The following is a 17,732-nucleotide window of genomic DNA, read 5'->3' on the forward strand; positions in this document are numbered from 1 at the left end:
GTTAACAGGCAGTCAACTAAGCGAAATGCTGGTGTGCGATGCGCCAGGGCGTGTCGATGACCAGACGTTCGGCCTCTCTCTCGCCCAGGATCCGGGCGGCTTGCAGGAGACCTTCTTGTAATAGGGGAGGGCGGTGATCCAGGTTGTGGGCATCAGTCGCCATAATGCTGACCACACGATTGCTCAGCAGTTCGTGAGCCAGGTGCATTGCGCGTTCGCCAAATCGACCAGCGGCAGAGGCAGCGGTCACTTGCAGCAGGCAACCTTGCTCGATAAATGGCTTGAGTTTGCTCGGATTGTTCATCAGCGCCTTGTTGCGCTCGGGGTGCGCAATGATCGGCACAATGCCCTTGTCCAGCAGCCATTGGGTCAGGCGTTCGGCGCCAAATGGCATCTCCCCGTGGGGAAATTCCAGCAGCAGCACCTTCTTGCCTTCCCACTGGCCGAGAAACGGAATGCTGCCATCCAGTACGCGGGGCATCAGCTCGCCAGAGAAACGTACCTCGGCAGCGGCGCCGACCTTCAGGTCGATGCCTGCGTCCTGCAGGGCAGCATTAAAGCGGCTGCAGGCCTCGCCGATGCTGTCGCTGTCGTTCTCGTAGCGGCCGATGTGAATATGTGGTGTGCAGACCACATGGCTGATGCCGTTGGCGACTGACATACGGGCCATGTCCAGCGCGGTCGGCAGGTCTGCCGGGCCGTCGTCGATGCCCGGCAGCAGGTGGCAATGCAGATCGATCATCAGACACCTCCTGCTGTCGTGCGCTGGTTATCTGTCATGGCGGCAATCAGGCCTTGCGGTCGCTGTAGCCATAGTGATCGTAGTAGCCGCTGTATTCGCCGGAGCGAGCCGCTTTTTCCACGTCCACTTGGTTGAGCACCACACCCATTACCGAGGCACCGCTCTGCAGCAGATGACCAACGCCACGCTGGGCCAGTGGGATAGGTGTGCCGTCTGCCTTGACCACGTAAATCACCGAGTCTGCGAAGGTCGACAGCAGCACCGCATCGCTCACCGCCTGGCTGGGCGGCGAGTCGATGATGATGTGGTCGTAACGCTCCTTGATCATCTCCAGGAACTTAGCGAAGCGCGGCGAGGCAAGCAGCTCCAGCGGGTTCGGCGGTACTGCACCGGCCGGCAGCATGTCGAGGTTGGTGCCCATGTTGTGGATGCACTCTTCGACCTTGGCGCTGCCAGTGATCAGGTTGGCCAGGCCAGGTGTGCCGATCGGGAAATCGAAGCTCTTGGCCAGGGTCGGGCGGCGCAGGTCGGCGTCGATCAGCAGCACGCGCTGCAGCTGGCTGAGGGCGAACGCCATGTTGGCCACCAGGGTGCTCTTGCCTTCGCCTGGCGACGAGGAAGTGACGACCAGTACTTTCTGCGAGCGCGTGGTGTCGGCCAGCATCAGGCTGGTACGAATGGTGCGGATCGACTCGCAGAAGCGTTGGTCCTCGCCATGCTCGAACAGGTGCGCGGCGGTGTACTTGGAGTTGTTGGCGATCAGCGGAACGATGCCCAGTACCGGCAGGTTCAGCTTGGTCTCGACATCGTCGGCGCTCTTGAAGGTGTTGTTCAGAATGTCGCGAACGATGGCCAGCGCAACAGCGAACACCAGAGCCAGACCAGCAGCCAGAACGATCAGCAGTTTCTGGTTAGGCGCGGCCGGCTGCAGTGGGGCGACAGCCTGGTCGATGATGCGCGCGTTGCTCGAGTTGACGTCCTGAGTGGCTGCGGTTTCGCGCAGACGGGTCATGAAGGTCTCGTAAAGCGAACGGTTGCTTTCCACATCGCGGGTCAGCTCACGCACCTTGAACTCTTTGCGCGAGATGTCCTGAATCTGCTCTTTGTTCTTGTCGAACGAAGCGTTCAGCGAGTTCTCGTTGGCCACGGCCAGCTGGTAGTTACGCTCGATGCTGGCCACTACCTGCTCGACCTGAGCACGCAGGCTTGCCGAAGCAGCGCTGAGGTCAGACTTGGCTGCGAGCATGGCCGGGTGACGGTCACCATAGCGACGCGACAGTTCTTCGACCTTGGCGCGAGCGCGGGCCTCTTCAGACTTGAACTGCTGGATCAGCGGGTTGCCAAGCACAGCCGGCACGCTGGCCAGGCGGCGCCAGTCGCCGCTGCCCATGGACTGCACCTGACGGTATTGGCTTTCTGCCTCGGCACGCTGGCGACGCGCGTCGATCATGCGATCGCCAGTCAGCGACAGTTCGTTGTTGCTGATGGTGGCAACGCCGTTGACGTCCACCAGGCCTTCGGCTTCGCGGTAAGCCTGCAGGCGGTTTTCAGCTTCCTGCAGCGAGCTGCGCAGCTCGGTGAGGCGGGTGTTCATCCAGGTGGTGGCCTGCAGCGACATTTCCATCTGCGCGTCGAGCTGGCTGTCGATGTAGTTGCGGGCCAAGGAGTTGGCGATGGATGCAGCGGTCAGGCGATCCGGCAGGTCGACGGAAATGTTGACCAGCTGGCTTTTGCCTTCGACCCAGATGGTGGTGCGATCCATCAGAATCTTGGTGACGATATCCATCAGCTCGCCTTCGCTCATCGGCTCGGACGGCTTTGGCTCATCTACAAGGCCGGTGTACGACAGGACACTCTGCACGCCATTGGTGATGGCGCTGAAGTTGATCAGCGGCTGCGGCTGCTGACGCGGGTCGAAGTCCGGATGCTCGGTGAGGTTCAGCTCACGCACCACCTTCTCGGCCACCACGCGGCTTCTGATCAGGCCGAGCTGGGTCTGCAGGTATTCGTTGACCGCACCGGTGGTGTCGGTGACCTGCTGGAAGGACACCAGTTGGGTGCCCTTGGTCTCGATCATCACCGAGGCGACAGCGCGGTAGATCGGCGTCATGCGGGACACGGCGACGGCGGTGATCAGGGTCACCACCACCACGAACAGGGCAATCGCCCACTTGCGCATCCACACGGCATTCCAGATGCGCCGCAGGTCGATGTAATCGCTATCTGCTTCCGAGGGCGATGGCTGCCACTGTCGGATCGTTCGTGCAGGACTGTTCATATTCAGAAGAACCCTTGATCGATGGTGATGGTGTCACCCGGCTTGACGAGGGTGTCGAGCGTGGCTTTTTCCGAGGCGCGGGCTTCACCGGTGCCTCGGGCGATGGTGATGCGTTTGGTCGATGCCCGTTCGGTCAGACCGCCGGCCAGTGCGATGGCACGGTCCAGGGTCAGGCCGGGTTGATAGGGGTAGCCGCCTGGAGCTTTCACTTCGCCGCTGATGTAGAACTCGCGGTAGGTGGTGACAGCGACCGAGACGCGCGGGTCGACGAGGTAGCCGTCAGCCTTCAGGCGTTCGGTGAGGATTCGTTCGATGTCGGCTGCAGTTTTGTCGCTGGCCTCGATCGCCCCCAGGAACGGGTAGGAGAAAGTGCCCGCATCATTGAGGCGGATTTCCTCGAAAGACAGATCCGGCTCGCCGAAGACACTGATCTTGATCACGTCGCCAGAACTCAGCCGATACTGCGGGTTGGCCTGTGCGCCAGCTGCGAATGCGAGCATCAGCAGCAGCGAGAAGGCTTTGAACAGATGGTGGACTGACATCCGCATACTCCTTGTAGTTGCTAGTTCATCAGGCGCTGGAAAAGGGACGCCCGCCGCTCGCCTGCTAAGACAAACGGGAAAAGGTTGATAGGGGTGGTGACGACTATGTCGTCACCCTGCTGAGGAGCCCGGGTGTTAGAGGCTCAAGCTCAACGACAGCTGATAGATGTTCCGGTCGTAGGATTTTTCCCGCACGCTCGAATCGTTTTCGGTGTGGCGGTAACCCAGCGATACATCAGCCCAGCGCAGCGGGGAGTAGGTCAACTCCAGGCCATAGCCGGTACGGTCATCCTTGCGTTCGGTTGCCTTGTAGTCGCGCTCGGAGTAGCGGTAGAACAGCTCCGAACTGATGAAGGCAGACCATTCGTGCTCCCAGCCAAGGCGTGTGGTGGTGTCCTGAACGGTACTCGCACCATCTTCGCCTTCGTCGAAGGAGCGACGCGTGTCGAGTTTGACGATGGAGTAGGTGCGCGGTTCCCACTTCAGACCAACTTCCCACATGGGGCTGGTGTAGTCCTCACGGCTGCTGCTGTCGAAATTCTTACGCTGGGCACCCAGGCGCACGGTACCGGAGGTCTTGGCGGTGGCATCCCAGGTGGCGCCGAACAGCACGGCGTCGTCGGTGCTGTCACGGTCGCTGTCACTGAGCACGTATTCGTTGACGGTGTGGCGCAGCTCGACCAGCGAGCGGGTGCTGCCACCCAGGCGGTGGTACCAGACGGTGTTCAGCATGGTGCTGTCGCGGTCTTGGTCTTCGTTCAGGTCACCGCTGTTGCGATAGCGGATGGACTCGTAGTTGACGCCGAAGTCGATCTGGTTGAGCCCGGTTAGCGTGCCGTAGGTGTACACGGCGCCGGCTACGCTGCGATCGTACTTATCGTTTTCGTCCCTGTCGGGGTCTCTCACGTCAGTGGTTTCCTCGACGCGGTGATAGCCCAGATTCCAGCGCAGGCGGTTGCGCGAGTTGAATTCCATGATGCTGCGAAAACGCAGGTGCTGATCGGTATGGCTGGCCTTGTCGTCAGAATGGTAGTTCTGGTCGTCGATTTCGTATTCGAGCTGGTAGCCGGTGTTGCGGGTCTCGGCGCTGAGCAGGAATTTCGGATTGATGCTGGTCACCCAGGAGGAGCGGGCCTTGTTCAGGCCTCGGTAGTTGCTGTCGTAGCTTTCGCCGACATTCAGGGTTGGCGTGAACTCGAACCCAGCCAGGTTGATATGTTGTGGGTCGATTGCCCAGCTGGCTGTAGACAGCGTACCTGCTAGTGAAGCCGTCAGTATCTTGGTGAGTTTCATGGTGCCAAATCCCTTCCCGGGGTCTATCGCTTGATGTGGAGAGCCGCTCGGCATTGCGATCAGAGGGTCTGGCATGGGGATGTCAGCTACCTATCACATTGACTTGCGGTCATTTTTCATGAGTCATTGGTTGTCGGCTCTCGTAAGAAGTTCCCCGTGGCCCCTGAAAGTGAGCGTTTGCAGCACGAGAAAAAAACTCTGAACTTTCCTGTGCATCTTGTTGGCTCGTGTGCGGCTGCGACGCTGCAAAGCGGTGCGGCGGATCCTGTAAGTCGAGGCGGATTGACAGACTTTCCTCTTCCACTGATTGCCTTCTGATACACGGCCTCAAGCTGCCACCAACTCCAATAACACTGCGCTCGTCCCATGACAGGCACATTAATGCAGGCTCTATTCATATAGGTGCAACGCAATGTTCGTGCCGAGGCTTAATATAAATGTCGCTATCGGGTTTTTAGCAGTGGCTATAACTTTGTCACGGTAATTGAGCATGTATTTATTAAAACTGATCTATAAGCTGGCTTTTTGCACTTCATTAAGCGCCCTGCTTTTTTGAAGGACGCTTTTAAATGGTGAAGGGTGAACGTATTTATTTGTTTAGTCAGCGCCATTGCCCGATTCGATACCCTCCAAGCACGTTTCCATCGGTCCGCAGGCCCTGTTGCCCCATGCTTTATGGCTTCTGGCGGCTGCCGGAAGACATTGAGGTTAATGTGGAAGCCGAAGGCGCTAATTATTTCTGATGGGTGCCGATAGTGGCGCAGTAGTATCAGTTCGCTGAGTTGCTATCAGGGATGCTGAAGCGCCTTCTATATATAAAAGGGCAATTTAAGCGGGCTGTATCAATATTGAGTTAGATGATTCAAGGCATATCGACATCATGGCGCTATGCTAGCTTTTCAGCATGGGTAACTGACGTCGCCAAGTTGTAGGCAGCGATGCGTAAGCCTTGCCTGGAAACCGACGCGCCTTCGCGGCGCGTCCTTCCTATCATTGACCTGCCCGCACTTCCGGGTTGACCAGCGTGCAGTCGTCGCCGCAAAAAAATGCCCTGACGTTGGCGAAGGCATCGCCGAAATACAGCTCGTAGCCCTCGCGCTCGACATACCCCAGATGCGGCGTGCACAGCACACCAGGATGCTGCAGAAGCGGGTGATTGGTGTCGACCAGAGGCTCCTGCTCGAATACATCCAGCGCCGCGAAGCCAGGTCGGCCATTGTTCAAGGCCTCGAGCAACGCGCCCGGTGCGATCAGTTCGGCGCGGCTGGTGTTAACCAGCAATGCGCGGGGTTTCATCCGCGCCAAGTCGGCAGCGGTCACCAGGTGCCGGGTGCTTGGTGCCAAGCGCAAGTGCAGGGTGACTACATCGGCTTCGGCGAAAAAAGCGTCGCGCGATGATGCGGCCTGATGACCGTCAGCGATGGCGGCCTGGCGTGATGCTTCGCTACCCCACACCAGCACGGGCATCTCGAAGGCCTGGGCATAGCGCGCCAGGCGCTGGCCGATCTTGCCGTAGCCCCAGATGCCCAGGGTTTGGCCGGCCAGGCGCTGGCCGAGGTTGACCTGCCATTGGCCTTCGTACATCGCCTGCATGGCCGGTAACAGCTGGCGCCGCGCATTGATGATCAACGCCCACGTCAGTTCTGCCGGTGCAATCGGTGAGCCGCGGCCTTCCATTACCGCCACGCCATGGCGGGTGCAGGCTTCGACATCCAGGTGGTTGGAGACCTTGCCGGTCTGGCTGATCAGCTTGAGGTTGGGCAGGCGGCTCAGCAGCGCTTCATCTATACGGGTGCGCTCGCGGGTCAGCACCAAGGCGTCTGCGTCGGCAAAACGCTCGGCGAGCAGTTGCACGTCGTCCACGGCATCGTGGTAGAGGCTGACCTGGTGGCCGTTCAGGGTGGCGTAGCAGTCGAGCGTGCGAATGACGTTCTGGTAATCATCGGGAATGACGATATGCATGGCGGCTCCAAAAACGGTTCAGGCTCCCGCGGGAGCCTGATTCGGTGAAGTATCAGCTGGCACTCGGTGCCGCTGCCTTGCGGCGAGCGCGCCAGATACGCCAGAAGGGCAAGGCTATCATCAATGCCACCAGCGCCCATACCGCCAGGGTGATCGAGCTGCTCCACAGGATGCTCAGGTCGCCGTTGGAGATCGACAGGGCGCGGCGCAGATTTTGCTCCATCAATCCGCCGAGGATGAAGCCCAGCAGGATCGCCGACAGCGGGAAGTCCATCTTGCGCAAAATGTAGCCAAATACACCGATGCCGATCATCAGAAACAGGTCGAAGGTGGTGGCGTGGACCGCGTACACCCCGATCGAAGTGATGATGGCGATGGCCGGCACCAGTGCCCAGTACGGCACGGCGAGAATCTTGGTGAAAACCTTGATCATCGGCACGTTGATGATGATCAGCATGACGTTGGCCACGAACAGCGAGGCGATCAGGCCCCAGACGATGTCCGGCTGGTGCTGGAACAGCAACGGTCCCGGGGTGATGTTGTACAACGTCAGCGCGCCGAGCATCACCGCGGTGGTGCCCGAGCCGGGAACGCCCAAGGTCAGCATCGGCACCATGGAGCCGCAGGCCGCGGCGCTGTTGGCGGTTTCCGGAGCTGCCAGGCCGCGTAGGTCGCCGTTACCGAACTTGTTGTCCTTCACGGCCAGACGCTTCTCGGCCATATAGGAGACAGCGCTGGCCAGGGTCGCGCCGGCGCCAGGCAGAACGCCCATGACGAAACCCGTGGCGCCGCTGCGCAGGTTGGTAGCCAGAACCGACAAGCCTTCCTTGACGTTGAACAGCATGCGGCCGCTGGTATCTAGAGCCTTCTGGCCGTGGTGGGTGCGTTCGAGCAAAACGAGAATTTCACTGACCGAGAACAGGCCGAGTACCAGCACCACGAACTGGATGCCGTCGGCCAGGCCGAGGCTGCCGAAGGTGAAACGGTACACGCCACTGTTGGAGTCGACGCCCACGCAAGACAGCAGAAGGCCGATGCAGGCCGCGATGGCGGTCTTCATGGGTTTGTTGCCGGCCATGCCCGCCAGGCAGACGATGGCGAACACCATCAGCACGAAGTATTCGGCCGGGCCGAAAGCCACCGCCCACTTGGCCAGCAGCGGGGCGAAGATCACCACCCCGCAGGTCGCCATCAGGCCACCGACGAAGGAGCTCCAGGCCGAGATCGACAGCGCCACGCCAGCCTTGCCCTGACGGGCCAGTGGGTAGCCGTCCAGAGTGGTCATCACCGCCGAGGCTTCGCCCGGGATGTTCAGCAGAATGGAGGAAATACGGCCGCCGTACTCACAGCCCAGGTACACGGCCGCAAGCAGGATCAGTGCGGTTTCCGGCGGCAGGCCGAGGGCGAAGGCGATTGGAATCAGCAGCGCCACGCCGTTGATCGGGCCCAGGCCCGGCAGCAGGCCAACGACGGTGCCGATCAGCGTGCCGCACAGGGCGGTGAAAAGGTTATAGGGGCTCAGGGCTACGCCGAAGCCTTGGCCCAGGTAAGCGAAGGTTTCCATGAATCAGAACTCCAGGCCGTTAAGCAGGCCGAGTGGCAGCGGAACATCGAGGGCTTTGTCGAACAGTACGTACAGGCCGATGGCGAGCAGCACGCCGGACGTCAGGCTGGCCTTCCAGGTGCCTTCGTACAGGCGCGCCATGGCGATGGCGAAAGCGGTGCTGGCGACGATGAAACCGGCCAATTCGAACAGCGCGGCATAGATCAACAGGGCGACGACGCACAGCACGATCTTGCGTATCACGTGGCGATCCAGGGCCGGTTCGCTGGCTTCCTGGCTAGCGTGCGATGGCTTGATGAGCAGGTACAGGGCGCCCAGGGCGATCAGCACGATGAGCAGCAGCGGAAAGGCGCGCGGCCCGACCGGCTCGTATGAGAAGGGCGCGTGGTAGCTCCAGGCCGTCAGCGCCAGGCCGATGCACAGCAGCAGGCTGACGCCGGCAAAGATACGGTCTTGCATGGGATGCTCCAGAGGGGAGAGCCGGACGGCTCTCCCGGAAGGGTTATTCGACCAGACCGAACTCGCGGCCCAGCTCGCGGTACTCGGCAACCTGCTTTTTCACAAGGGCTTGCAGCTCGTCGCCGCTCACGTACATCGGCAGTACGTCACGGTCGACCATGTAGCGCTCGAATTCAGGGGAGGACTCCAGCTTGGCGAACGACTCACGCCACCACTGCACCTGCTCCTTGGGTACGTCCGGGCCGACGAAATAGCCACGGATCAGCGGCCACTGGATTTCGTAACCCTGCTCGCGGGCGGTAGGAATCTCGGCCAGATCGCCTGGCAAGCGTTCTTCGCTGAATACCGCCAGGGTGCGGATGTTGTTGCCTTTCTGCGAAGCGATCTCGCTGGCGCTGCCAGTGACCAGATCGACGTGCTTGCCCATCAGCGCCATGTAGTGTTCGGAGCCGCCTTCGAACGCCGCGTAGCGCAGCTCGCTCGGGTTGATGCCGGCAGCCTTGGCCAGCAGGGCGATCTTCATCCAGCCCTGACCGCCGATGCTGCCACCGCCGCCAACGACGATGCTTTTCGGGTCTTTCTTGAGCGCCTTCACGACGTCGTCGAGGTTCTTGTACGGCGAGTCATCGCGTACCGCCAGGGTGCCGTAGTCGGTGCCGATGGTGGTCAGCCATTGCACGGCGTCTTCGTCAAAACGGCCGTATTTGCCCAGTGCCAGATTGAGCAGCGAGGCGCCGGAGAAGGCCACCAGCGTGCCGGGCTCGTTGCGGCGGTTGGCGACCACGGCGTTGTAGGCCACGGCGCCAATGCCGCCCGGCATGTAGGTCACGCGCATCGGCGACTTGAGGATCTGGTTGTCCTTCAGGCCGGCCTGAGCCAGTTTGCAGGTCAGGTCGAAGCCGCCGCCCGGCTTGCTTGGTGCGATGCACTCGGGGCGGCTCGGCTGGTCGGCGTGAGCCGCTTGCATGCCGGTCAGCAGCAGGGCTCCGGCGAGTGGCAGGAGAAAGCGGTTCTTCATGAATTTCATTGGGTTATACCTTTATTGGAGTTATTTGCAGGTGAGCCGGCGGATTACCAGATCGGTAGGGCGTAGCTCAGAATCAGGCGGTTTTCATCGATTCCCCGGGTGAAGTTGGCGCGGTAGGCTGCGTTGCGCCAAGTGACCGTCAGGTTCTTCAGCGGGCCCTGGCTGAACGCGTAGGCCAGGTCGGTGTTGCGTTCCCATTCGGCGCCAGTGTCGCCGTTGGCCAGATCGAAGCCGCTGCCACGTACGTAACGGGTCATGAAGGTCAGGCCGGGGATGCCTACCTTGCTGAAGTCGTAGTCGTAGCGAACCTGCCAGGAGCGCTCGTCGGGGCCGGCGAAGTCGTTGATCTGCACGAAGTTGGTCAGGTAGGGCGTGGCACCGTCGACGTAGGTGAAACCGTCGTCGCCGCGCATCTGCTGATAGGCCAGGCCCAGTGCATGACCCGCCAGGCTGTAGGTGAACATGGCGTTGTACACCTGGTTGTCGATATTGCCGGCGCGCGCCTTGCCGCTTTCGCTGTTGTTGAAGTAGCGCAGGTCGCTCTTCAGCTTGCCCGGGCCGAGGGGCAGGGTGTGCTGCAGGCCGAGGAAGTGCTGGCGATAGATGTCGGTGAGTTCGCCCTGGTGGTAGCTGATCTGGGTGTTGGGCGTCAGGGCGTAGTCGAGGCTGACGAAGCGCAGATGGTCGCTGTCCGGGCTGCCGCCAAAACGGTTGTTCTTGTTGTTCAGGGCCAGCTTCTCGGAGCCCGACACGTCGCGCTGCACCACGCGGGAGATCTGCCCGAAGGAGGCGGTCAGGCGCTCGATGTCCTTGCTCTGCAACTGCCAGCCTTCGAAGGTCTGGGGCAGCAGGCGGGCGTTGCTGAACTGCAGGGTGGGCATCTTCGGCATCAGGGTGCCGACCTTGAGTATGCTGTCGGCGACGCGCACCTTGGCGGTCAGACCGAGCTTGCTGTAGTCGTCTTCGGGGCGCCCATCGCTGTCGCGTGGCAGCAGATCGGTACCGGCACGATCGGGCGAGGAGTCGAGCTTGACGCCGAGCATGGCCAGGGCGTCGAGGCCGACGCCGACGGTGCCGCTGGTGTAGCCGGACTCCATGTTGAGGATGAAGCCCTGGGCCCATTCTTCGCGCTTGTTCTGCCCCGGGCCGTCGCGGAAGTCACGGTTGAGGTAGAAGTTGCGCAGTTCCAGGTTGGCCTTGCTGTCTTCGATGAAATCATCGGCCAGCGCCGTGTTGACGGCCATGGGCAAGGAGGCCATAACGAAAGCTGGTGCGACGGCGACGTGAAACAGGTTCTTTGTTGTCATTATTGTTCACTCGTGGTGCAGCGTTGGTTGGTGTCAGTTCTTGCGGGGTGTGCCTCTCAGGGCCTGCGGCACGTACACGTCGCCGGCGAACAGGCGGCGTGCGGTGCGAATCAGGGAGGCCTGCATGTTGTGCGGTTGCGCGTCTTCGCCGGGGGCCAGCGACACTTCGATCTCGCCGCCCGGATGTTCCAGGCGTACCAGCGCCGCGCCTGTGATAGGAGCGATGTCGAACGCCACGCTGCCGGGCAGGGCGCAGGCGCTGGCCAGACCGATGGCGCCGGTGGCAGCGATCGAGCGGTGGCAGTTGTGGGGCATAAAGTAGCGGGTCGATAGGGTGCCGCCCTTGCGCGGTGGGGCGAGCAGCACCGGCTTGGGAATCACCATCTGGCTGACGTCGCCCAGGCCCATGGCAGCGCCGGCCTGCAGGCGAATGCGCTCCAGGCGTTCGAGCAGCGCCGTGTCGGCATCCAGCTCGTCTGGGGTTTCGTAACCGGTCTTGCCCAGCGCTTCGGCGTGCATGAGCACCATGGGCATGGCCATGTCGATGCAGGTCACCTCGACGCCATCGAAACAGTCACGAACGTTGCCGGTAGGCAGCAATTTTCCGGTTTTGGCGCCGGAGGCATCAAGGAAGGTCAGCTTGATTGGGGCTGCGCTACCCGGCACGCCGTCGATGCTGGTATCGCCCTCGTAGCGTACCTTGCCTTTGGGCGTCTGCACTTCCGAGTCGACCAGGGTGTTGGTATTGAGGTTGCGAATACGCACGCGGGTGACGGGCGCACTGGCGTTGACCAAGCCATGTTCGATGGCGAACGGGCCAACGGCACAGAGCATGTTGCCGCAGTTAGGCGCGGTATCGACGCGGCGCTGAGTGACCATTACCTGTACGAACAGGTAGTCGACATCTGCGTCGGGGTGATCTGAGGTGCTGACGATTGCCACTTTGCTGGTCTGCGGGCTGCCACCGCCAATGCCGTCGATTTCCAGCTCGTGGCCAGAACCCATCACATTGAGGAGCAACTCGTCGCGCAGGGCGATATCGGAGGGCAGGTGGTTGGCCAGAAAAACCGGGCCGCGAGAGGTACCGCCGCGCATAAGCACGCAGGGAATGGATTGCATGATGCCTCCAGTGCAATAAATGCTCTTATTCTTGCTTTTATTAAATGGTGGTCATCGCAGTTTGTTTTGTAAATTGCATATATTTCTTGTATTGATAGTATTCTTGCATTAATGCGTGAGCAGTGACCTTACATTGGCTGCAGGTCGCGGGATGTTGTTAAATGCACTAATCTGCGCTGAAAAATAAAAATACTGATTGATAGGTTTCTTGCATGAATTACGAGCTTCAAGACCTGCGAGCTTTTGTAAAAATTGCCGAGTTCGGCAATTTCCACGAAGCGGCCAACGCCATCCATCTCTCGCAACCGGCCCTTACCCGACGCATGCAAAAGCTGGAGGAGGGCTTGGGCACTCAGCTGCTGGATCGCACCACCCGGCGCGTTAGCCTGACTGCCGTAGGCCGTGACTTCCTGCCAAAGGCACGGCGCCTGCTCGACGATTTCGAGCGATCCATTCTGGGCATCCGCGAGCTGGCCGAGCGTCAGTCCGGGCAGGTGACCTTGGCGTGCATCCCGACCGCGGCGTTCTACTTCCTGCCCACCGTGATCCGTGATTTCAACCGCCAGTACCCGAAGATCCGCATCCGCATTCTTGACCTGAGTGCCCACGAAGGCCTGGAAGCGGTGCTGCGTGGCGAGGCGGATTTCGGCATCAACATGCTCAGTGGCCAGCACGCCGAAATCGACTTCACGCCGCTGGTCAACGAGCCGTTCGTGTTGGCTTGCCGACGTGATCACCCGTTGGCCGAGCAGCCACAGGTGGCGTGGCGTGAGTTGAGTGATTACCGGTTGATCGGTGTCGGTCGCTTGAGCGGTAACCGCGTGCTGCTCGACCATGGCCTGTCGCATCTCGACTGGCGGCCTAGCTGGTTCTACGAAGTGCAGCATTTGTCCACGTCGCTGGGGATGGTCGAGGCAGGCTTGGGTATTGCCGCCATGCCGAGCCTGGCAATGCCCGCCGAGGATCACCCGATATTGGTGCAGCGGCCCTTGGTAGACCCTGTGATAAGTCGCACCCTAGGCCTGGTTCGGCGCCATGGTTCCTCGCTGTCACCGGCCGCTGAGCAGTTCGTCGAGACTCTGCTCAAGCAGTGGCCCGGCTATACCGCACTGGGCACCGACAAGCCAGCGTGATCCGTCGCGACATCGACTGGCGAAGTTGCACTCATGAACAGCGCTGCCCCAGGGTGGCGCTTTTTTTGAGCGGAACCTTGCCGATTTTTTGTCAGCGGGCAGCCTGGTTTGCTTATCGGATCAGCGTCATTTGGCGACAACGACGTATTCGGGGATAGCAGTTTTAAGAATGCTCACTTGTCTTCGGTTTACCCGAAGTATCAAGATCTTCAATGCTATTTAGATGATTTTCGTATGGTAAAGCGCTTAGCGCGCAGCTCGACACGGAATTCTTTGATGCGTTTTGCGCATTAAATTCTGAAATATTTGCATTTGATGGAATTGTCAGTGCGTGTGACTCTTTTGCTCAAGGCATCAATCGGCCTGATTGATCAGTACAAGAGAAAAAGTCATGCGAATCCCCTGTGTGCTCATGCGCGGAGGCACCTCCAAAGGGCCCGTTTTCCTTGCCAGCGACTTGCCTGAGTCGATTGACGAGCGAAATGAAGTATTGCTATCGGTCATGGGGGCAGGGCATGAGCTCGAGATCGACGGGATTGGCGGCGGCAGCCCGCAAACCAGCAAGGTCGCCATCGTCAGTGCATCCAGCCACCCGGATGCGGACGTCGATTATCTGTTCGTGCAGGTAATGGTGTCCGAGCGCCGCGTCGATACGGCGCCCAACTGCGGCAACATGCTCTGTGCAGTCGGCCCGTTCGCCATTGAGCACGGCCTCGTGAAGGCCGGCCCTCGCACGACTGAAGTGCGCATCCGCAACCTCAATACCGGCACCTTCGTGTGCTCGAAGGTACAGACCCCTGGCGGCGCTGTGACCTATGCGGGCAATACCCGTATCGATGGTGTGCCAGGTGTCGCGGCGCCAATCGAACTGACCTTTCTGGACGCTGCCGGCAGCAAAACCGGCAAGCTGTTCCCAACTGGCAACACCCGCGATCGGTTCGATGGCGTGCAAACCACCTGCATCGACATGGCCATGCCAATGGTACTGATCGACGCCGCCAGTCTTGGCAAGACCGGCTGTGAGTCGCCTGCCGAACTGGATGCCGACAAGGTTTTTCTCGCCCGCCTCGAGTCGATCCGCCTGCAGGCGGGCCTGGCCATGGGCCTTGGCGACGTCACTGACAAAGTCATTCCGAAACCCGTCTTGCTGGCGCCTGCCTCATCCGGCGGAACCATCCAGGTGCGGTATTTCATGCCTCACAACTGTCACCGCGCCCTGGCGATCACCGGTTCGATCGGCCTGGCGACTGCCTGCGTCAGCCCGCACACCGTGGCGGCCGACATGCTCGGGCTTGATGACAACGCAGAGCGCCTGAACCACGTACGCATCGAGCACCCAAGCGGGTCGATCGACGTCGCGTTGGCGTACGTGGGTGAAAACGGCAAGACGATTCGCGCCTCCGTGGTGCGGACCGCTCGGCGGCTGTTTTCCGGAGAAGTACACGCCCCGGAAGGGCAACGTCTGGCCGGTTGAATACCCGGCTCGAACGAAAATTTGCGCATCCGAACAATTTCTATAAATGGGTGATGCCTGATGAAAGTCGTCAGATCGTTATATTTCCAGATTCTCTGCGCCGTGCTGCTCGGTGTGCTCGTTGGCCACTTCTGGGCGCAGCAAGCCACCGCCCTCAAACCTCTCGGCGATGCATTCATCAAACTGGTGAAAATGATGATCGCGCCGGTGGTGTTCTGCACCATCGTCACCGGCATTGCCGGCATGACCGAGAAGAGTGCGCTGGGCCGCCTGATGGGCAAGACACTGGGCCTATTCCTCTGCTTGACGGTGCTCAGCCTGCTGATCGGCCTGTGTGCGGTTTACCTGTTCCAGCCGGGCGTCGGCATGAACGTCGACCCCAGCAAGCTCAATACCGAGGGCCTTTCTCAGTACACGGCCTCTGCAGCGAAGCTCGGTGTGGTCGAGTTCTTCATGCACATCATCCCCAACACCTTCATGAGTGCCTTCGCCGAGGGTGAGGTGCTGCCGGTGCTGTTTATCGCCGTGTTGTCCGGCTTTGCCCTGTCGTCTATCGGCGAGGCGGGCAAACCAGTGCTGGATGTGCTCGAAGCCGCATCGAAGATGGTCTTCAAGATCTTTTCCTACCTGATGCGTTTCGCGCCGATCGGTGCCTTTGGTGCCATCGCCTTCACGGTCGGTCAGTACGGCATTACCTCGCTGGGTTCGCTGGCCAAGCTGATCATGACGCTGTATGTCGCCTGCGCATTCTTCGTGTTCGTGGTACTTGGCGGCCTGTGCCGCATGTACGGCTTCAGCCTGTGGAAGCTGCTGCGCTACTTCCGTGAAGAGTTCCTGGTGGTGCTCGGTACCTCGTCGACCGAGCCGGTATTGCCGCGCATGCTGGAAAAACTCCAGGCGCTGGGTTGCCGCAAGTCGGTGGTCGGTCTGGTGCTGCCAACCGGCTATTCGTTCAACCTCGACGGCACGGCGATCTACCTGTCGCTGGCGGCGGTGTTCATCGCCCAGGCCTGCAATATCGATCTGTCTCTCACGCAAGTTCTCACCATGCTCGCCGTCATGTTGCTGTCTTCGAAGGGCGCCGCCGGCGTGACCGGTAGTGGCTTCGTCGCACTGGCGTCGACGCTGTCGGTCATGCATGACCTGCCGCTCGCCGGCCTGGCGCTGCTGATCGGTATCGACCGCTTCATGTCCGAAGCGCGCGCGCTTACCAGCCTGGCCAGCAACGCGGTGGCCACCGTGGTGGTGTCGCTGTCTGAGGGCGCCTGTGATCGTAGGACGCTGCACGCCGTCCTTAACGAACGTCCCCAACCACCAGGCGGCGAGACACAGCCCGGCTGGCCGGCTGCTGCCCACACGGAGTCGCCACTGAAGTAAAGCCCACGCAACATTCTGCTGCGCCGGTTGTACCGACGCGGCAGCCGATGCTCGTCTCAATAACAATACAAGAGAGAATTCAGATGCTCGCTCTACTCGGGTTGGCGATGGTGGTCGTGTTCACCTACATGATCATGTCTAAACGCATGTCGCCCATCGTTGCACTTACCTTCATTCCTATCGTCTTCGCCATTGCCGGCGGTTTCGGCGATTCCACCGGCAAGATGATTCTCGATGGCCTGAAAATGGTCGCGCCTTCGGCAGCCTTGCTGCTGTTCGCGATTCTGTTTTTCGGAATCATGATCGATACCGGGCTGTTTGACCCGCTGATTCGGGTCATCTTGAAGAAGGTCAACGGCGACCCGGTGAAAATCGCGGTCGGCACCGCGCTGCTGTCGCTGACTGTCGCGCTGGATGGCGATGGCACCACGACTTACATGATCACCTGCGCGGCAATGTTGCCGCTGTATCGGCGCATCGGTATGAACCCGATGATTCTCGCCACGGTGTCGATGCTCTCACTGAGCATCATGAGCGGCATGACGCCGTGGGGCGGTCCCGCCACCCGTGCTATCGCTGCGCTGGGTCTGGATGCTTCCGAGTACTTCATCCCGCTGCTGCCAACTATGGCTGCCGGCGCTGCTTGTGTGGTGCTGATCGCCTACATTCTCGGTCGCAAGGAGCGTGGTCGCATCGGCAATACCGAGCTGCAGACCGGTGGTGGCGACTGCTACATCAAGGAAATCCTCGGCGATCAGCCCTACAAGCGCCCGCGCTTCGTGTGGATCAACCTGCTGCTGGTGGTCGCGGTGATGACCGCGCTGGTCATGGGCATAGCCCACGCCGCGGTGCTGTTCCTGATCGGCTTCGTGATCGCCCTGATGGTCAACTACCCGCAGCTCGACATCCAGAAAGAGCGCATCCTTTCCCATGCCGGCAACGCCATGACCGTGGTGCTGCTGGTGTTCGCTGCCGGCGTGTTCGCCGGCATCTTCTCGGGCACCAAGATGGTCGATGCGCTGGCGCAAAGCATCGTCGACATGATCCCGCCGTCCTGGGGGCACCTGTTCCCGCTGGTGGTAGCGATCACCAGCATGCCGCTGACCTTCGTGCTGTCCAACGATGCCTACTACTTCGGCGTGGTGCCAATTCTCGCCAAGGCGGCAGCGGCCTATGGCATCAGCCCGCTGGAGATCGCCCGGGCGTCCATTCTCGGCCAGCCGGTGCACCTGATGAGCCCGTTGGTGGCCTCCACCCTGTTGCTGGTCGGCATGGTCGACAAGGACATCGGCGATTTCCAGAAAGCTACCGTGAAGTGGGCAGTCATTCTCTCGCTAGTCATTACCTTTGTGGCCGTGATCACCGGCGCCATTTCCTTCATGGTCTGAATCCGGTTGCGGCACGGCGTCAAGCAATGAGCTTCGTACCAGACGGCTGCCCGCGGGCGGCCGTCTT

The 17,732-nt window shown here is 60.6% G+C and carries 14 protein-coding genes; 4 read left to right on the forward strand and 10 right to left on the reverse strand.

Annotated elements, in window-relative coordinates; genetic code table 11:
• Positions 1-16 precede the first annotated feature (16 nt).
• The 10 genes from BUC40_RS12270 to BUC40_RS12315 all read right to left on the reverse strand — a co-directional run bounded on the left by BUC40_RS12270 (position 17) and on the right by BUC40_RS12315 (position 12,293).
• Complete coding sequence (locus BUC40_RS12270) at positions 17-742, reverse strand: tyrosine-protein phosphatase (RefSeq protein WP_073265987.1); 726 nt, start codon at positions 740-742, stop codon at positions 17-19.
• A gap of 46 nt (positions 743-788) precedes the next feature.
• Positions 789-3,020 (reverse strand): GumC family protein, encoded by a 2,232-nt coding sequence (locus tag BUC40_RS12275; protein ID WP_073265990.1) that lies wholly within the window; start codon positions 3,018-3,020, stop codon positions 789-791.
• A gap of 2 nt (positions 3,021-3,022) precedes the next feature.
• On the reverse strand, positions 3,023-3,562 hold the full coding sequence (locus BUC40_RS12280) for a polysaccharide biosynthesis/export family protein (protein ID WP_073265992.1): 540 nt from the start codon (positions 3,560-3,562) through the stop codon (positions 3,023-3,025).
• A gap of 135 nt (positions 3,563-3,697) precedes the next feature.
• Positions 3,698-4,855, reverse strand: coding sequence for an outer membrane beta-barrel protein (locus BUC40_RS12285; RefSeq protein WP_073265994.1), 1,158 nt, complete (start codon positions 4,853-4,855; stop codon positions 3,698-3,700).
• 990 nt (positions 4,856-5,845) lie between these two features.
• Positions 5,846-6,817 (reverse strand): D-2-hydroxyacid dehydrogenase family protein, encoded by a 972-nt coding sequence (locus tag BUC40_RS12290; RefSeq protein WP_073265996.1) that lies wholly within the window; start codon positions 6,815-6,817, stop codon positions 5,846-5,848.
• Positions 6,818-6,869: 52 nt separating this feature from the next.
• Positions 6,870-8,381, reverse strand: coding sequence for a tripartite tricarboxylate transporter permease (locus BUC40_RS12295; protein WP_073265998.1), 1,512 nt, complete (start codon positions 8,379-8,381; stop codon positions 6,870-6,872).
• Positions 8,382-8,384: 3 nt separating this feature from the next.
• Positions 8,385-8,840, reverse strand: coding sequence for a tripartite tricarboxylate transporter TctB family protein (locus BUC40_RS12300; RefSeq protein WP_073265999.1), 456 nt, complete (start codon positions 8,838-8,840; stop codon positions 8,385-8,387).
• A gap of 43 nt (positions 8,841-8,883) precedes the next feature.
• Positions 8,884-9,867 carry a Bug family tripartite tricarboxylate transporter substrate binding protein gene (locus BUC40_RS12305; protein ID WP_073266001.1) on the reverse strand — a complete coding sequence of 328 codons (984 nt, stop codon included), beginning with the start codon at positions 9,865-9,867 and terminating at the stop codon, positions 8,884-8,886.
• 44 nt (positions 9,868-9,911) lie between these two features.
• A complete protein-coding gene (locus BUC40_RS12310; RefSeq protein WP_083593496.1) occupies positions 9,912-11,174 on the reverse strand; it encodes an OprD family porin in 1,263 nt (420 codons plus the stop codon).
• A 33-nt stretch (positions 11,175-11,207) separates the two neighbouring features.
• Positions 11,208-12,293, reverse strand: coding sequence for a 4-oxalomesaconate tautomerase (locus BUC40_RS12315; RefSeq protein ID WP_073266005.1), 1,086 nt, complete (start codon positions 12,291-12,293; stop codon positions 11,208-11,210).
• Positions 12,294-12,505: 212 nt separating this feature from the next.
• Between BUC40_RS12315 and BUC40_RS12320 the strand changes: the two genes are divergently transcribed.
• The 4 genes from BUC40_RS12320 to BUC40_RS12335 all read left to right on the forward strand — a co-directional run bounded on the left by BUC40_RS12320 (position 12,506) and on the right by BUC40_RS12335 (position 17,665).
• On the forward strand, positions 12,506-13,426 hold the full coding sequence (locus BUC40_RS12320) for a LysR family transcriptional regulator (protein WP_073266007.1): 921 nt from the start codon (positions 12,506-12,508) through the stop codon (positions 13,424-13,426).
• Between the two features lie 391 nt (positions 13,427-13,817).
• Positions 13,818-14,900: a 4-oxalomesaconate tautomerase gene (locus BUC40_RS12325; protein WP_073266009.1), complete on the forward strand. Its 1,083-nt coding sequence runs from the start codon at positions 13,818-13,820 to the stop codon at positions 14,898-14,900.
• A 60-nt stretch (positions 14,901-14,960) separates the two neighbouring features.
• Complete coding sequence (locus BUC40_RS12330) at positions 14,961-16,277, forward strand: dicarboxylate/amino acid:cation symporter (RefSeq protein ID WP_073266011.1); 1,317 nt, start codon at positions 14,961-14,963, stop codon at positions 16,275-16,277.
• Between the two features lie 47 nt (positions 16,278-16,324).
• Positions 16,325-17,665, forward strand: coding sequence for a CitMHS family transporter (locus BUC40_RS12335; protein ID WP_073266013.1), 1,341 nt, complete (start codon positions 16,325-16,327; stop codon positions 17,663-17,665).
• Positions 17,666-17,732: the final 67 nt, after the last annotated feature.

The organism is Phytopseudomonas punonensis (assembly GCF_900142655.1).
Classification (GTDB): domain Bacteria; phylum Pseudomonadota; class Gammaproteobacteria; order Pseudomonadales; family Pseudomonadaceae; genus Aquipseudomonas; species Aquipseudomonas punonensis.